At 35.5% G+C, this 16,300-nt stretch carries 10 protein-coding genes; 2 read left to right on the top strand and 8 right to left on the bottom strand.

All coding sequences use genetic code 11. The features are described from left to right. Positions 1–810: 810 nt before the first annotated feature. The 3 genes from F6K40_RS17715 to sppA all read right to left on the bottom strand — a co-directional run bounded on the left by F6K40_RS17715 (position 811) and on the right by sppA (position 7,052). Positions 811–4,359 carry a family 10 glycosylhydrolase gene (locus F6K40_RS17715; RefSeq protein ID WP_293138122.1) on the bottom strand — a complete coding sequence of 1,183 codons (3,549 nt, stop codon included), beginning with the start codon at positions 4,357–4,359 and terminating at the stop codon, positions 811–813. A gap of 1,459 nt (positions 4,360–5,818) precedes the next feature. Continuing rightward, positions 5,819–6,196 carry a chorismate mutase gene (aroH, locus tag F6K40_RS17710; RefSeq protein ID WP_293138150.1) on the bottom strand — a complete coding sequence of 126 codons (378 nt, stop codon included), beginning with the start codon at positions 6,194–6,196 and terminating at the stop codon, positions 5,819–5,821. Positions 6,197–6,233: 37 nt separating this feature from the next. After that, the gene (gene sppA / locus F6K40_RS17705; protein ID WP_293138120.1) at positions 6,234–7,052 is read right to left on the bottom strand and encodes a signal peptide peptidase SppA; all 819 of its coding nucleotides are present in this window, start codon (positions 7,050–7,052) and stop codon (positions 6,234–6,236) included. A gap of 363 nt (positions 7,053–7,415) precedes the next feature. Between sppA and F6K40_RS17700 the strand changes: the two genes are divergently transcribed. After that, positions 7,416–8,411, top strand: coding sequence for a DMT family transporter (locus F6K40_RS17700; RefSeq protein WP_293138118.1), 996 nt, complete (start codon positions 7,416–7,418; stop codon positions 8,409–8,411). 394 nt (positions 8,412–8,805) lie between these two features. On the opposite strand, the gene F6K40_RS17695 is transcribed toward F6K40_RS17700, so the two are convergent. The 4 genes from F6K40_RS17695 to F6K40_RS17680 all read right to left on the bottom strand — a co-directional run bounded on the left by F6K40_RS17695 (position 8,806) and on the right by F6K40_RS17680 (position 12,820). Continuing rightward, positions 8,806–9,705: a Uma2 family endonuclease gene (locus F6K40_RS17695; RefSeq protein ID WP_293138116.1), complete on the bottom strand. Its 900-nt coding sequence runs from the start codon at positions 9,703–9,705 to the stop codon at positions 8,806–8,808. A gap of 348 nt (positions 9,706–10,053) precedes the next feature. Further along, positions 10,054–10,953, bottom strand: a complete 900-nt coding sequence (locus F6K40_RS17690) for a Uma2 family endonuclease (protein WP_293138114.1) — start codon at positions 10,951–10,953, stop codon at positions 10,054–10,056. 187 nt (positions 10,954–11,140) lie between these two features. After that, on the bottom strand, positions 11,141–12,160 hold the full coding sequence (locus tag F6K40_RS17685) for a sensor histidine kinase (RefSeq protein WP_293138112.1): 1,020 nt from the start codon (positions 12,158–12,160) through the stop codon (positions 11,141–11,143). Positions 12,161–12,352: 192 nt separating this feature from the next. Next, complete coding sequence (locus tag F6K40_RS17680) at positions 12,353–12,820, bottom strand: histidine kinase dimerization/phospho-acceptor domain-containing protein (protein WP_293138110.1); 468 nt, start codon at positions 12,818–12,820, stop codon at positions 12,353–12,355. Positions 12,821–13,075: 255 nt separating this feature from the next. Here F6K40_RS17680 and F6K40_RS17675 point away from each other — a divergent pair, with 255 nt between their 5' ends. Next, positions 13,076–13,246, top strand: coding sequence for a hypothetical protein (locus tag F6K40_RS17675; protein WP_293138108.1), 171 nt, complete (start codon positions 13,076–13,078; stop codon positions 13,244–13,246). Positions 13,247–13,307: 61 nt separating this feature from the next. Here F6K40_RS17675 and F6K40_RS17670 read toward each other — a convergent pair whose 3' ends face one another. Beyond that, positions 13,308–15,833: an ATP-binding protein gene (locus F6K40_RS17670; protein WP_293138106.1), complete on the bottom strand. Its 2,526-nt coding sequence runs from the start codon at positions 15,831–15,833 to the stop codon at positions 13,308–13,310. Positions 15,834–16,300 lie beyond the last annotated feature (467 nt).

The raw sequence follows: 16,300 nt of genomic DNA, 5'->3' as shown, positions 1-16,300 counted from the left end.
ATCCTCTTATTTTCAACAATTAATAATTATTCATTATTCATTATTAATTATTCATTATTAAAGCACCCCAATCAGAAACCGGGTTTATTACCTTGATTATTGTTTTTCACAAAATTTATTTGAGCGACCTAGTTTATGCGTAATTCCTACAGATATTAATCTAATTTTTGATTGTTGAGAAATTAATCCTCAGTATCAGTAGGAAATACTGTTTTGGCTGCTGCCGACATGAAAATTATTAATTGTTCAGCAATTCAGTTAATTCTAGATAAGTAATCTCTCAGTAAATGTACAAATAAATTTGTTTTTTTTTACGAAATCAATCAGGTCTCACACCTTTCCATCCCAGAATATACTAATAACCTTTAGGGTTAGCAAAGCTGTATTTTGGACAGCTTTTAAATTGGAAACCAACTAATATTTAAAATTACACATTATTTAATTGGGGATTTTAACATAAGTAAGAAAAAAAAATCTATTTTAAACAAAATTTAATCTTTTTAACAAATCAAGACTTATATCATGTCCGCTCCGCTGGTATCGTTTGTGTAAATCAAAGGGTGAATATCTACAGGAAATTTAAGTTGTTTCGGGGTCAATACCTTTAATTCCAAGAATACTAGAGCCCGTACAAGGAAATTTCTGAATTCTAAATTCTAAATACTGAAGTAATTATAGAATTATCAACATATACTGTATAACCGGATTCTATATAAGGGGAAAAAAATAAATTTTTTCCTTTGAATCAATCCTCTCCCTTTTTGGGAGAGGTAATTATCAATTATCAATTATCCATTAATGAACCTCCACTTAAAATCTCTGACTATTTAACCTTACCCTTTCCCCATAATTTAACAACATTTCCAAAGCAGCTAAACGATTTTGCCAAGTCTGAACTTGATAAGCATTTTGCCTAGCATGAACACTCATAACAGTTCTCAACTTTAACTGAAATTTCCTCAGACTTCTTCTAGCATTATTCAAATTACTACTATCAGGATTATCAGCCAATTTTTCCAAAACTAATGCCAACTCCCCTGCCTCCTGACGCCAACTCTCAAGTTGAGATTCCGTGAGAGAAAGTTGCTCATTTTCTAACAAAAAACTCCATTCTTTTTTCAAAGCTTGAAAACGATCTGCAGCAGCAACAAATGGTTGACGATAAGGAACTATACCCTCCACAACATGAGCAGGTTTAGTAAAACTATTTAAAGAAGCTCTTCTATTATCACCCCTTTCTGGCGCACCTTGAGTCCGAGTCAAAAATCCATGCAAACCACCAGTAATTCTTTCCGCAGCAAAAATAATATAACCCCCAGTAGGTAAATCTCGTGCTGCCTGAATCTGGTCAACTGCTACAATCTCAGGAATATTCAAAAGCTTAACCGCTGGCGTTATCAAAGTGCTACCTAATACTCCTGTATTTGTCAGCGGTTGGGTAATTTGCTGAAAACGATTTGTATCCAAAGCATAAGTCATAGGAGTAAGTAAATCTATCTCCCCTTTGAGAACCCAACTTTCCCAATCTTGCTGAATTTTATCAAAACGTTCGTGGCGAGGAAAAGGAAATACTGCCGCCGAAAGAATCAACCTTGGATATTTCCGTTTCAGAAAATTAGAAGTATTAGCAACAAAACGATTAACCTGATTAATCTTAAACTCATTCCACTTCCACAAATTCTGGCGATCGCCTGACGAAATTTTCATCGGATCTATCCCATACAACTGCCGAAACTGATTCCGCGCTGTCGTACTATAACCATAAGAAAAATTCCGACTAGGATCTTGAAAAGGATAGCGAATATAGTCAAGCTGAATCCCATCAACCTCATACCGACTAGCAATCTCATCTATTATATTCAGCAAATATTGCCTAACTTCAGGATTCGCCGGGTCCATATAAACCTTCCCATCATTAGGATGTCTTTTGCGACCCTTATTATCAGTCATCACCCAATCAGGATGAGCAGAAATTACCGGACCCAAATAACTATCCGCTTGACCAAGAGCGCGATTATGAGCTTGGTTTCCTACTGCAAACGTCCAAATCCAAGCGTGTATTTCCATATTCCTTTCCTGTGCCAACTTCACTGCTGCTTTCAGAGGGTCCCAAGAAATTGTCAAAGGATTCTGTTTGGGAGCAATATTACTGGGGTAAATCGTGTAACCAGCATTAAGAGTTTCAAAAAAAACAGTATTAATCCCCGCAGCAGCAAGTCGGTCAAACACCATTGCTAAACCTCGTTCAGACCTTGCCCTCACAATTGTTCCTCGGTCTAACCAAACAGCTCGAATTTCAGCCCCCGCTCTTTCTCCATCAGTAGGATAGTTATTCCACAGCATTTGCCTTGTTTGGAGCCATTGACTTCTAGCAGTAGCGTATTGTTTAGCTGCTACCTGTTGGGGAAAATTTTGAATTACCTGACGTGCTTTAGTTACTATTTGTTGAGCATGACTGATTTTTCGATTTCTTTGAGCAATAAATGTACTATTGTTATTGTTGGCAGCTACTAAGCTACTGCCATCTGCTGCCAAATTTACTTCTACGTTTGCTGACTGAGCTGCTACCAAAGCACTTTCAAATCTACCAAGGAGGTTATTTAATTCTTTTAACATTGCATAAGCTTCAGCATTGTTAATTGGATAGTTTCCTTGCCTGATGTCTAAACCAGCAGGTGCTGATTCTGATGAAGGATCTGTTTGGGAATTTGGTACTTGTATTTGTGGTAGAGGTAGAGGTCTCAGTAAGGCAGCTAAGGGGTTACGGCGAGAAGATGATGTTGTTTTTGTTTGTTGTTGAGTCCGGTTCCAAATACTTCTTCTATTATTAGTTTGTGGAGTAGGGTTGTCACGCGAACTAATAATTGTGTCTTTCTCACTGGCAGTTTCACTCGGTTGATGTTGTTGTTCTTTTTGTTGTTGGAATCTGTTCCAAATATTTCTACTTTTATTATTATTAGTAGTCTCTGAAGTTAAATTTTCAGAATCACTAACAGGAATATCTTTCTCAGTAACCGTTTCACTTTGTCGGTTTTGTTGTTGGAATCTGTTCCAAATATTTCTACTTTTATTATTATTAGTAGTCTCTGAAGTTAAATTTTCAGGAGAACTAACAATTGTTTCTTTGTTAATAACCGTTTCACTTTGTCGGTTTTGTTGTTGTGGGAATCTGTTCCAAATATTTCTACTTTTATTATTATTAGTAGTATTAGTAGTTTCTGAAGTTAAATTTTCAGGAGAACTAACAGCAGTATCTTTGCCACTAATACTTTCTTCAGTTGGGCGATTTTGTTGCTCCCTCTGTTGTTCAAATCTTTCCCAAACATTATTACTTTTGGGAACTGTTGTTGTATTTGCTTCTAAACTATTATTTTGATTACCTAATCTTTCCGTTGCTTGAGTCTTTTCCGTGCTGATCTTCTGTTGCTGACTTCTGAGCCAAATATTCTCTTGATTTACAGTTGAATTTTGAGCCGTATTAACAGTTGAATTTATATTAGAATTTTCCGCAGTATTTACAGACGTAGTTCTAGGTGAAGGGGTAGTTAGAGGCTGAATTTTTACTGGGTTAGAACTATTAGCAGTAGGTACACTCAGTCTATTATTTCCTGAAGGAAAAGGATTATTATTTCCAGCACTAAATTGTGGTTGACTTTGATAACGATTCAAAGTAGCTTGCAGCCAAATACTATCTAAAGTAGCAGATGTACTATCTCCCCAGTGCCAACCAAAATAAGTAACTTCGGGAGTAATCACTACCGCTGAAGAACCAGAACTTCCCTTCCAAGTAGCAGCAGTTGTACTGTTTAACCCTGACGGAATTAATACTCCACCGGCAACTCTACCTTGGTTGTTAGCTTTTGGTGCCCAACTTGTAGATTCTTGGCAAGTAATATCTAAACAACGATATTTAGGTTCCGGTGTAGTAGGTTGACTTAAAGGAAAAGCCCAATAAGAACCAAGGAGCGATCGCAATTTTTGCCTTACTCCTGCCTGAGATTTTTTACCTATTTGACCGCTAGCTATTAATTTTCCTCCCTGCTTCACCCACTCTTCAATAATTTCTACTTGAGTTTTAGTTAAAGTCTCAATATTTGGCAAAAAGATAACTTTAACTCCAGATAGGTCAGCTAATGTATTTATTTGTCTTAAATCAATAGGTTCATAACTAATACCTAGACCGCGTATTCGTATAATAATTTGATTCCATTCATCTATATTTTCTGGGTCTCGAATTATTCCTAATAAAACATTAGCTCTACCAGGTGTCGGTAAAAGTACCATCAAACCTAGTAATGTACCTACTAACTTTGGGAAAATTGGTAAAATCTGTTTAGATAAAGTTTTTTGTTGACTCATTACTCCTCACGGTTATCTTAAATTCAATTAACAACTAACTATTAAAGTCCTATACGCTTAAAACTACTGTCGATAATTAATAGATAATTATTATGACTATTTTTGGTATCTATAGGTACAAAAAAAAATCACGAAAATCTGAACAGCTTTAAGAATATAAGTTTTAGCTAATTTGTAAAATAAAAATTAAAAATTATTGCTAATACCAATAGGATTATTCAACATCGTGATAATTGGAAAAGTTTTGAAATAAGTCTAGGCAGTGTATGAAGAAGCTCACGGGGTGACAAGCATCTCACAATGGTTTTGAGGTGCTTGTCACCCCGTGATATCATGTCCGCTGGTATAGTCCCGTGTAAACCGGCACAGGCAAGATGCCTATTCCACGGCAAGATGCCTATTCCACAAGGTAAATATCTACAGGAAATTTAAGTTGTTTTGGGGTTACAGCGGTTTTCATATGAATAAACCACAATGATACTGACTCTTCACTCCTAACTCTTGACTCCTGACTCCTAACTCCTAACTCCTGACTCCTGACTCCTGACTCCTGACTCCTAACAATGAATTTAGTGGTCTACTCAACTGAAAAGCGCTGTAATACCCTTAATTCCAAGAATACTAAAGCCCGTACCAGCAAATTTATGAATTCTAAATTCTAAATTCTAAATTCTGAATTCTTACCCTTTTACAATACTGATTATACCATCTGCTTATAGTATAGATAGCGAAAGAGTCATTTGTGTAGAACCTTTGATATCAGTCGCAATACCTTAAATCTGTAGTTCCAGAGAGTTTTGACCTAGTTGACAATTTACGTTATAAAACAGTATTGTAAAGTTTTATTAATTTTATAGAAAAACATAGGAAAACAACTAAAAATATCTTAGACTGAGAAAGGATTGCAGAACAGCTCGTTAAATGTTTACAGGAGGGATAATACAGTTAGTAGAACGTACTATCATTAAAAAAAATAATCTGGTGTCAAATACAATGAGTCATGTCAATGTTCGTTTAAATACCGATCAGAAAAGTAGTCCCAAACGCTTTTAGCAATGGGATAGAGGGTGTTGTAGTTCACCCCGTTAAGGTAACACTTAATTAAAACTAAGTCAAAGAATATTTTTCTATAGATTTAGTAACTATAACTTGATAGTTCTCTCGGACCTGAAAAAATACAGTTTAAAAAAGGGCTAGAAATATGCACACGCTTTGTATCAGTTTTATAGAGCAGGAAAAGTGAAATGTAGCTCTGACAATCTACCGTAGGAGACCAAAAACAAAAACCAATTACAATTATCTGGAAGAGTTTGAAGCCTTTGCTAAAGAGTATAGGCATCTAAGTAAGTCGCCTTAAAAGCAGAAAGAAGGCAGAAATTTTGTAGTCTACCTTTGTGAAAACCACTATAAATGTAGCGATCGCTCTCTGTAGAAAGTTACAGCAGAGAGCTACTTTCTACTATCTAGCTATCAAGTCAGGTCTCAAATTTTTCGCCCCTCGCAAATAGATATGCACAATTTTTAGGGCGTGAGTTTCCGGCATATTCACATGAATCAAAAATCTGATACAACGTTCTAAACTACCCTCAACGTGCATTTGTTGCACATCTAATAAAGGTACATTATTCCAGTGGGGACGTTGACGAGCGATCGCTGCTGGAAAAATAGCATCTAAGTCACGAGTCACAGAGAAAGTTGTACTAATAATTTGCTCTGGTTCTATCTGATTATTTGCTTCTAGCTCATCTAGCAGTTCTGTAACTGCCTCTCGAATTGCCTCTATTGAATTTTCTGAGACTGTAGTTGCTCCACGAATTGCTTGAACTCGCCACGCCACGCCAAAATCCTCCCAATCAACAATTTTGTACTTAAATTTAAGGTCGATACAGCCACAGAGGCAAGCCACTGGTAGAAACTTCAAATTCTACCCAGCTTTGAGCAGCTGATAATTTTGATGATACCTGATTATTGCCCAAAACTCGATTTAATAAAGATTTTTGTTTTTCTAAAGTACAACTCTCGGTCTTCTCTGGGTCTAAATTTACCAGTTCACAAGCCCATTTACGAGCATCTTCCTCAGTACCTAAACGGTCTACCACACCTAGCTCTAATGCTTGTTGTCCAGTAAATATTCGACCATCTGCAAAACTTCTCACAGTTTCTACAGCTAAATTTCGGGCTTCCGCCACCGTTTGGACAAACTGCTGATAACTAACATCTATTAAATCTTGGAGAATTTGCTTTTCTGGATCGGTCATTTCTCGGTCAAAGGCTAATATATCCTTATACGGCCCAGATTTCACTACTTTAAAAGAAACTCCTACTCTTTCCAAAAGACGTTCTATATTGTTGCCTCGCAAAATTACCCCTATACTGCCAGTAATCGTACCAGGGTTGGACATAATATTTTGGGCACCCATGCCAATATAAACACCGCCGGAGGCGGAAATATTGCCGAAGCTAGCGACAATTTTGACTTTCTCTTGCAACCTTTTCAGGGCACTATAGATTTCTTGAGAGTCCGCTACAGTACCTCCAGGACTATCTATCCTCAGTAACAGAGCTGGAAATTTTCTTTCTTCTACTGTTTTGAGTGCTTCTAATACTCGTTTTCTGGTGTCGCCGGCAATAACACCGTTAATTTCTATTCGGGCAATTTGTTTACGATATCGGGGCTTAAATGGCCAAATCATGCTGTTTTTATTTCAGTTATCAGTTATCGGTAGGGACGTCCTTATGCAACGCCCTTACAGTTATCAGTACCAAGCGCCGATGCCTGACGGTTGAAATACTGAATTTGATTTTTTTATCACTTTATAAAGAGGTGAGACCTCATTTCTTGGTCAAAATACAAAAGTAATAGACTTTTGAGCTATTGAGCAAATAACATATTCAATTCAAATTGTCAAGCAAAATAATACTAATGAATATTTTGATATTTGACTATATTTTACTTTACAATTTAGTATTTTAACAAAAATACACATTTTTGTTCAATATTGTTATTATTACAAATAATAATTTAACAAATTTAGTAAAGTACCAAAAATAAATTTATGCAGCTAAAACTGACCAACTCAACACTTCCTTTTGCGCCACTGTTACTAATTGCCCCCTTTTTCTTCTGGGGAACTGCAATGGTAGCAATGAAAGGTGTTATTCCTCAGACAACACCATTTTTTATGGCAGCAATGCGTATATTGCCAGCAGGTATATTATTGTTACTGGTAGGAATGATTCAGGGAAGACCTCAACCACAAGGTAAATTAGCTTGGTTGTGGATTTTCTTGTTTGCCTTAGTAGATGGTGCTTTGTTTCAGGGGTTTTTGACTCAAGGGTTAGTCAGAACAGGTGCTGGTTTGGGTTCGGTAATGATTGACTCCCAACCTCTAGCAGTAGCTATTTTATCATTATGGTTATTTCAAGAAAGAATTAGATTGTGGGGTTGGTTAGGATTAGGTATTGGTGTTATCGGTATTAGTTTAATTGGTTTACCTGATGAATGGCTCGGAAGTTTACTGCATCCGGAAACAATAGAAGCATCTCTGGGAATAGATACACTGTTTCAAAGTGGAGAATGGTTAATGTTATTAGCATCTCTGTCGATGGCAGTAGGAACAGTTTTGGTGCGTTGGGTTTGCAAATATAATGATCCAGTTATAGCCACTGGTTGGCATTTGATTTTAGGTGGTGTTCCATTACTGGCTATTTCCGCAGAGTTTGAGTCTCAGCAGTGGGTTAATATTGATCAATATAGTTGGATAGCTATGGGTTATGCTGCTGTTTTTGGTACTGCGATCGCTTATGGTTTATTCTTTTATTTTGCTGCTTCTGGGAATCTTACGAGTTTGAGTGCTTTAACTTTTCTAACTCCAATTTTTGCTTTGTTGTTTGGCAATTTCTTTTTGGGAGAAGTTTTAAGTTCATTACAGTCAGTAGGAGTTGGTTTAACTTTAGTTAGTATTTATTTGATTAATCAACGGGATGTATTAGCTCAGAAGTTAAAATTTAGTAATCCAAAACAAGAAGATATTTATATCAAGTATCATTAAAGGGTAGTCCTGTAGATGTAGTGATATCAAATTCGGTTAAACAGTTATAGATTGCTCAGGACTTACGCAGGTGAACCCAGAAACCCGGTTTCTCGTAGACATCTCTTGCTCAAAACAACGATTTATCCTAGAAACCGGGTTTCTTTGCGTAAGTCCTATTGCTTAACTCAGGAGTCAGGAGGAGAAAGAATCATAAAGATGAGCGTAGTTACAAAGACAGGAGATTTTTTTGATGTCCAATTAAACGGATTTGATATGATTTAGGGAACACTTAACAGGTATCGAGGGAATAGAAAGTACGATTATTTCCTAGTTTCCAAGAAAAAATAGTATTCCCTTGACTACTTGACTTTTTTGAGGATATCACTACTTGTACACCACGGGTGATGGTGTATTAATCCAATTGATCTGGATCTATGCCTAATTCCCGCAAACGTGCTGCCATTTTTTCGACTTGCTGTCGCTGCAATTCAGCTTGCTGTTCAACTTGCTCTAGACATTGTTCAGCTAGCAGTCGTGCTGCCGGCTCTTGCTGTCTTTGAAATTCAGCTAGCAGTCGTGCTTCCTGCTCTTGCTGTCCTTGAAATTTAGCTTGCTCTAGACATTGTTCAGCTAGCAGTCGTGCTTCCTGCTCTTGTTGTAGAGTTTCTTCAGGACTAGAATATCGGTTGCCAAGTTGATCGTACCAATATAGCCATTCCCTAGTAACTCCCTGAAAAGTTCCTACTTCTGTACCTATACCTAGACCTATTTCTGGCATCCACATTGGGTTTTCTTCTTGCAACTCATATTTTCCTTCTCTGTTGAGACGGTACAGAGCCAATTGTTGTTTTCCTTCCCGCATAGGAGCGTAAATTACATAATACAACACTCCGTATTCGGCATACTTTCTTTTTTTCCTCTTATATTCTTCTTCGGGAGTTCTCGATACTACTTCTATTGCTAAGGATGGAACTACCCAATTTTCTTCCCAGGTGACGTAACTCAACCGCAGATTTTCTCCTTTGATACGCTCTACTCCTAGAGATAAAAAACCATGAGGAGCGATCGCTTTTTCATTGGGAGAATAATACCACCCCATATTGACACCAAAAAACCAATCGTAACGATTACCCCAAATGTTAACCAGAACCGATCTTAATAAGTCAGCAATTGCAAGTTGTAGTTCGCTATCAACTGGTTTACCATCGCTATAGGGCAATTCTTCCATAGTGGGAAGACGCTTTTTGATTTGGTAATCCAATTTAACCCTGACATTAGTTTTTCTAACTTCTGAGTTCTGAAAATTATTCATATTACTGGAGAGACACAACTAAAATAGTGCATTAACTTTTTCTATTTAATCCTTGTTTAAGCTAGATTGTAGCATTTTTCTCAAGGAACATTTAATATCATGTCCGGTTGAATACTTACACTTCAGAGGAAATCCCCCCTACCCCCCTTTGAAAGGGGGGAAGCAGAAGGGAATATTAGTTCAAAGGTTTTTTATCACTGATTATCCGGACATAATATTACACTTAGTAGGAAGGAAGGCACAAAGCACAAGGCACAAGGGAAACAAAAGTTCAAAGTCGGAAGGTTTTTTTGTGGCGTCAGCTCACGGAGTTCGATCGCTGATTATCCGGACATGATATAAGACGTATTAATCCAATTGATCTGGATCTATGCCTAATTTCCGCAAACGTGCTGCCAATTTTTCAGTTTGCAGTTCAGCTTGCAGTCGTGCTTCCTGCTCTTGCTGTCTTTGAGCTTCAGCTTGCAGTCGTGCTTCCTGCTCTTGCTGTCTTTGAAATTCAGCTTGCAGTCGTGCTTCCTGCTCTTGCTGTCTTTGAGCTTCAGCTTGCAGTCGTGCTTCCTGCTCCTGCTGCCTTTGAAATTCAGCCTGCTGTCTTTGAAATTCAGCTTGCTGTCTTTGAAATTCAGCTTGTTGTTTAGCTTCTTCAAGAGTAGAATATCGGTTGCCTTGTTCGTCGTACCAATACAGCCATTCCCTAGTAATTCCTTGAAAAGTTCCTACTTCTGTACCTATACCTAGACCTATTTCTGGCATCCACATTGGGTTTTCTTCTTGCAACTCATATTTGCCTTCTCTGTTGAGACGGTACAGAGTTAATTTTGGTTTTCGTACCCGCAAGGGAGCGTAAATTACATAATACAATACTCCATACTGGGCATATTTTCTTTTTTTCTTCTTGTATTCTCCTCCGGGAGTTTTCGATACTACTTCTATCACTAAGGAAGGAATCACGCCATTTTCTTCCCAGGTAACGTAGCTCAGTCGTAGATTTTCTCCTCTGATACGATCTACTCCCAGACATAAAAAACCATCGGGGGCAATAGCATTTTCTTCGGGAGAATAATACCACCCCATATCAACACCAAAAAACCAATCGTTACGGTTAGCCCAAATGTAGGCTAAAATTGATTTTAATAAGTGAGCAATTAAATCTTGTACTTCGCTATCCACTGGTTTACCATCTTGATAGGGTAATTCTTCCATTGTGGGAAGACGCTTTTGGGTTGGGGAATTCGATTTAAGCATGATCTTGGCTATACTAATTCCATTATATTTGAGTAGTTTAACATAAGCGATCGCTACCTTGGAAAATCAGAGTTATCTGAGAATTTACAGCTCAAAAAGTATTTTTATTAATCCCCTCATCTCTTCAGCTAATATTATTAATAAAAATTGCTAGATGGCTTTTTAGGGAATCTCCAATAATTTTTTTCTATTCAATTTCTAGAGTCTTATATTTATGAGTATTCTCTTGAATAGGAATTTCAATTACAAACTCACTTCCCTCTCCTAATTTAGAATTACAAAAAATACGACCTCCATGTTTTTCTACCACAATTTGATAACTAATTGTTAACCCAATACCAGTGCCTTTACCTACAGGTTTTGTAGTAAACAAAGGGTCAAATATTTGTTCCTGTACTTCTTCTGTCATCCCCATACCATTATCAGAGATGCTAATAGTAACAAGTGTTTTTTCTTTAACTTCTGTTTTAATTTTAATTGTGGGAATTTCCGATTCATTTGATTGAGAAAATTTCCCTTTTGCTTGTGCTTCTTCCAGAGCATCAATTGCATTTACGATAATATTCATAAATACTTGGTTTAACTGACTCACATAACAATCTACCAGAGGCACATTACCATATTCCTTAATTATACTAATCTCTTTTCCATGTTTAGAAATAAGTCGATTATTAAGTATCAGTAAAGTGCTATCTATTCCTTCGTGAATATTAACCAGTTTCTTTTCTGCTTCACAAAGTCTGCCAAAATGGCGTAATGGCAAGACAATTTCACGAATGCACTCTGCACCTACCTCCATAGATTTTAAAATTTTAGCCAGGTCTTCCACAAGAAATTCTATGTCTATTTCTTCAATTTCTTTTTCAATCTCTGCCACAGGCGGATTGTAATGTTTTTGATATAGTTTAATCAAGTGTATTAGGTCGTTGAAATATTCTTTTGTAAATACAATGTTGCCATTTATAAAATTAATAGGGTTATTAATTTCATGGACCAGATCTGGTATTAACTTCCCTAAGCTAGACATTTTTTCACTTTCGATTAATTGCGTTTGAGTCGATTTTAATTCTCTTAGTGTTTCTTCTAATTCAGTTGTTTTTTCTCTCTCTTTTGCTTCTGAATTTTGCAATGCAGAATTTAATTTTGCTATTTCTATGCCTTGTTGAAGCACAATTTTTATAATCGCATCTATCTGAAAATTATTCATATTACTAGACTGACATAACTACAATAGTGTATGAATTTTTTCCATTTAATCCTTGTTTGACAAAGATTATAGCATTTTGAACAAGCAACATTTAAGTCGTATAATTGGTCTGGAGCTATGCCTAATTCCCGCAAAGTTGCTGTCAATTCTATTAGCGATCGCGACGTTTAAAAATCAGAGTCATCTGAGAATCTACAGCTCAAAAAGTATTTTTATTAATCCCCTCATTTCTACAGCTAATATTATTAATAAAAAAAGTTTAGGTAGGTCTTGCATAATAAATTCTATATCTTCTTTTTCTTCACTTTCTTGCTCAATCTCTGCCACAGGCATATTGTAATGTTTTTGATATAGTTTAATCAACTGCATTAGTTCATGGAAATAATCCTTCACATATTTAATGTTGCCATATATAAAAGTAACAGGGTTATTAATTTCAATGGTAATAGCTGCTACTAACTGCCTTAAGCTAGATATTTTTTGTTCACTTTCAATTAATTGTATTTTGGTCAATTCTAATTGTTTTAGTGTTTCTTCTAATTCAGCCGATTTTTCTCTCTCTTTTGCTTCTGAATTTTGCAATGCAGAATTTAATTTTGCTATTTCTATGCCTTGTTGAAGCACAATTTTTACAATCGCATCTATCTGAAAATTATTCATATTACTGGACTGACATAACTACAATAGTGAATTGAATTTTGCTATTTCATCCTTGTTTGACAGAGATTATAGCATTTTTATCAAGCAATATTTAAGTCGTATAATTGACCTGGATATATGCCTAATTCCCGCAAACTTCCTGCCAATTCTATTAGCGATCGCGACCTTTAAAAATCAGAGTTATCTGAGAATCTACAGCTCAAAAGGTATTTTTATTAATCCCCTTATCTCTGCAGCTAATATTATTAATAAAAATTGCTAGATGGTTTTCTAGGGAATCTCCAAGATTTTTGTCTAGTCAAGTTGTATAATTTGTCTGGAGCTATGCCTAATTCCCGCAAACTTGCTGCCAATTCTATTAGCGATCGCTACCTTTTAAAATCAGAGTTATCTGAGAATCTACAGCTCAAAAAGTATTTTGATTAATCCCCTTATTTCTTCCGCCAATATTATTAATAAAAATTGATTGATAGCTTTATAGAGAATCTCAAATAAATTTTTTATAGTCAATTTCTATAGTCTTAGATCTCTGAGTATTCTTTTGAATAGGAATCTCAATTACAAACTCAGTTCCTTCTCCTAATTTAGAATTACAAAAAATACGACCGCCATGTTTTTCTACTACAATTTGATAACTAATTGCCAACCCAATACCAGTGCCCTTACCTACAGGTTTTGTAGTAAAGAAAGGGTTAAATATTTTTGACTGTACTTCTTTTTTCATACCCATACCATTATCAGAGATAGTAATAGTAACAAATGTTTTTTCTCTCACTTCTGTTTGAATTTTAATTGTGGGAATTTCCGATTCATTTGATTGAGAAAATTTCCCTTTTGCTTGTGCTTCTTCCACAGCATCAATTCCATTTGCTACAATATTCATCAATACTTGGTTTAACTGACTCGCATAACAATCTACCAGAGGAACATGACCATATTCCTTAATTAAACTAATCTGTTTACCAATTTTAGGAGTAATTCGATGATTAAGTATCAATAAAGTGCTATCTATGCCCTGATGAATATTAACTTCCTTCTTTTCTGCTTCATCAAGTCTAGAAAAATTGCGTAATGACTTGACAATTTCACGAATCCGCTCTGTACCTACCTTCATAGATTTTAATAATTTAGGTAAGTCTTCTAGAATAAATTCTATCTCTATTTCTTCACTTTCTGCTTCAATTTCTGCCACAGGTGGATTGTAATGTTGTTGATATAATTTAATCAACTTCATTAGTTCATGGGAATAATTATTTGCATATTCAATATTGCCATAGATAAAATTAACAGGGTTATTAATTTCATGGGCAATGCCTGCTACTAACTGCCCTAAGCTAGACATTTTTTCAGTTTGGATTAATTGTGTTTGGGTCAATTGTAACTTTCTTAATGTTTGTTCTAATTGAGCAGATTTTTCTTTTTCTCTTGCTTCTGAATTTTGCAATGCAGAATTTAATTTTGCTAGTTTATCTACTTGTTCAAGCACAATTTTAATCATGGCATTTCTCAGTTCCAAGACAGCATCTATTTCGCACTTTTTCCAAGGTAAAGATGTTAGTTTAACAATTTCTTTCCACAGTTTAAATGATTTGCGAGGGCATAATTTAATCTTACCATTAGACTCTATTTCTGTAACTGGTGTAGGATCTCCTGCCCAATCAACTGTTCTAATAACTTCTGGCCGAAACCACAAAATATAAATTTTTTGAGCTGAAGATATTGAAAGTGCTAGTAAACCACTAGCTACATCTTTATATTTCTTGAATTTTTGATAAACTTTAGGAAAAGAATCTGTAGAAAAAACTTCTTGGTTAAAATGTTCTTCTATCTCTGGAATTAATTCTTGAGTAGCTATTAATGGTGGAGTTTTACCTACTAGATGAAAATGGTCTCCACAAATTACAACTGCTCCTTCAGCACTGACCAAATTTAGGAGTAGATTTTGACATTCAACTAAGGCATCAATAAAATTTGATGCGGTTGAAATATTTTCAATAATTTGACTCTTAACTGACTGTAACTCCAATCGATAATTATAGTCTTCATTATTTTCTCTAACGGGCATTTCTAGAGACATTGTTTGTCCTAAAAATTCGCACGCTGCTCTTAATTCATAAGGCACATATTTCGGTGAATTATGGTGACAAGCAATTAAACCCCATAATTTCTGATTTTTGAGTAAAGATACAGACATGGAAGCAGCAACTCCCATATTTTTTAAATATTCTATGTGACAAGGTGAGACACTTCTTAAAACAGAATAAGTTAAGTCAAGAGATTCGTTAGTAATTGGATTATTGCTGGGTAAAATTTCTACAGGTTGAGAATTAACATCTGCTATTAATCTGAGGCAATTTACCTGAAATATTTTTCTTGCTTCGGGTGGAATATCTAGACTTGGGTAATTTAATCCTAACAGTGATTCTAGGGTTTCTATTTTGTCTTCAGCAATTACAGAACCACTATTTTGAGAATCAAATTTATACACCATTACTCTGTCAAAACCTGTGATTTTTCTGATTTCTTCTACAATAATTTGACATAAATTTTTCAAACTAGAAGCACCTTGCATTTTTGATGCTGCTTCTCTGACAGAATGATAGAAGTTTAAAAACGAAATATTTTGTTCAGATATAGCTTGCTCTAACTCAAGAATTAAATTATTTTCATCACGATGAATTGTTCCATCAAAAACTAAGGATTTATCTCTGGTTTTAACTGATAATTTAACAGGATTGAGTATTTTCAATCCAGGATTATTTTCTAAGCTTTTTTTGACTGTATCAATTTGGTTTTGATTGAGAAAGTCACTTAGGTTTTGATTGAGCAAATTTTCACCAGGTATGCCCAATAGTTCAAAAGAATTATTGCTTACCTGTAAAATAGTTAATTCCGGTTCTTTTAAAACAAATAATATGCCGTGAGGTTGAATATGACCCGACAAATGAATTTGTTCTTGATATTTGTTAGCTAAATATCCTTGATTTGCTTGACTAATTTGGTTACTGTTCATATTAGTAAAAAAATTGGAACTACTGTTACAGGATTAATGACGATACCCCTGAATAATTGGCATTTGTTTAGACTTTTATAGTAAGTATTCAGCCATCTGCTCTTAGCTGTCAGCTATTATATTAATTTATTATCTTTGAAAGAGAAACTACAATTGAAATATTGAGCCAAAATTAAAAGTTACTCTCAAACCAGATTATCTAATTTTCTTCATTAATTAAAAAGCTATTAGTGCATTCTAATCTAGAAAAAGCTAACTGCTAATACCTGAATGTTTACCGAAATAATTAATAATTAGGACTTGTTGAAAAAGTATACAAGAGTAAGGGTAGGAGTCAGGAGACTCGATATTTGAGACAGGAGGAATGGGGTAGGGACGTTGCTTGAGCATTAATGCGTTTTCTTATAGGGAATGCTGCGCTTTCCATGTCGCGTAGCGTTAGCGGAGCGAAAGCGTCAGCAAAACGT

This window comes from Okeania sp. SIO3I5 (assembly GCF_010672085.1).
Taxonomy (GTDB): domain Bacteria; phylum Cyanobacteriota; class Cyanobacteriia; order Cyanobacteriales; family Microcoleaceae; genus Trichodesmium.
Note: the sequence above shows the minus strand (reverse complement) of the source record. Positions and strands in the feature narration are given on the sequence as shown.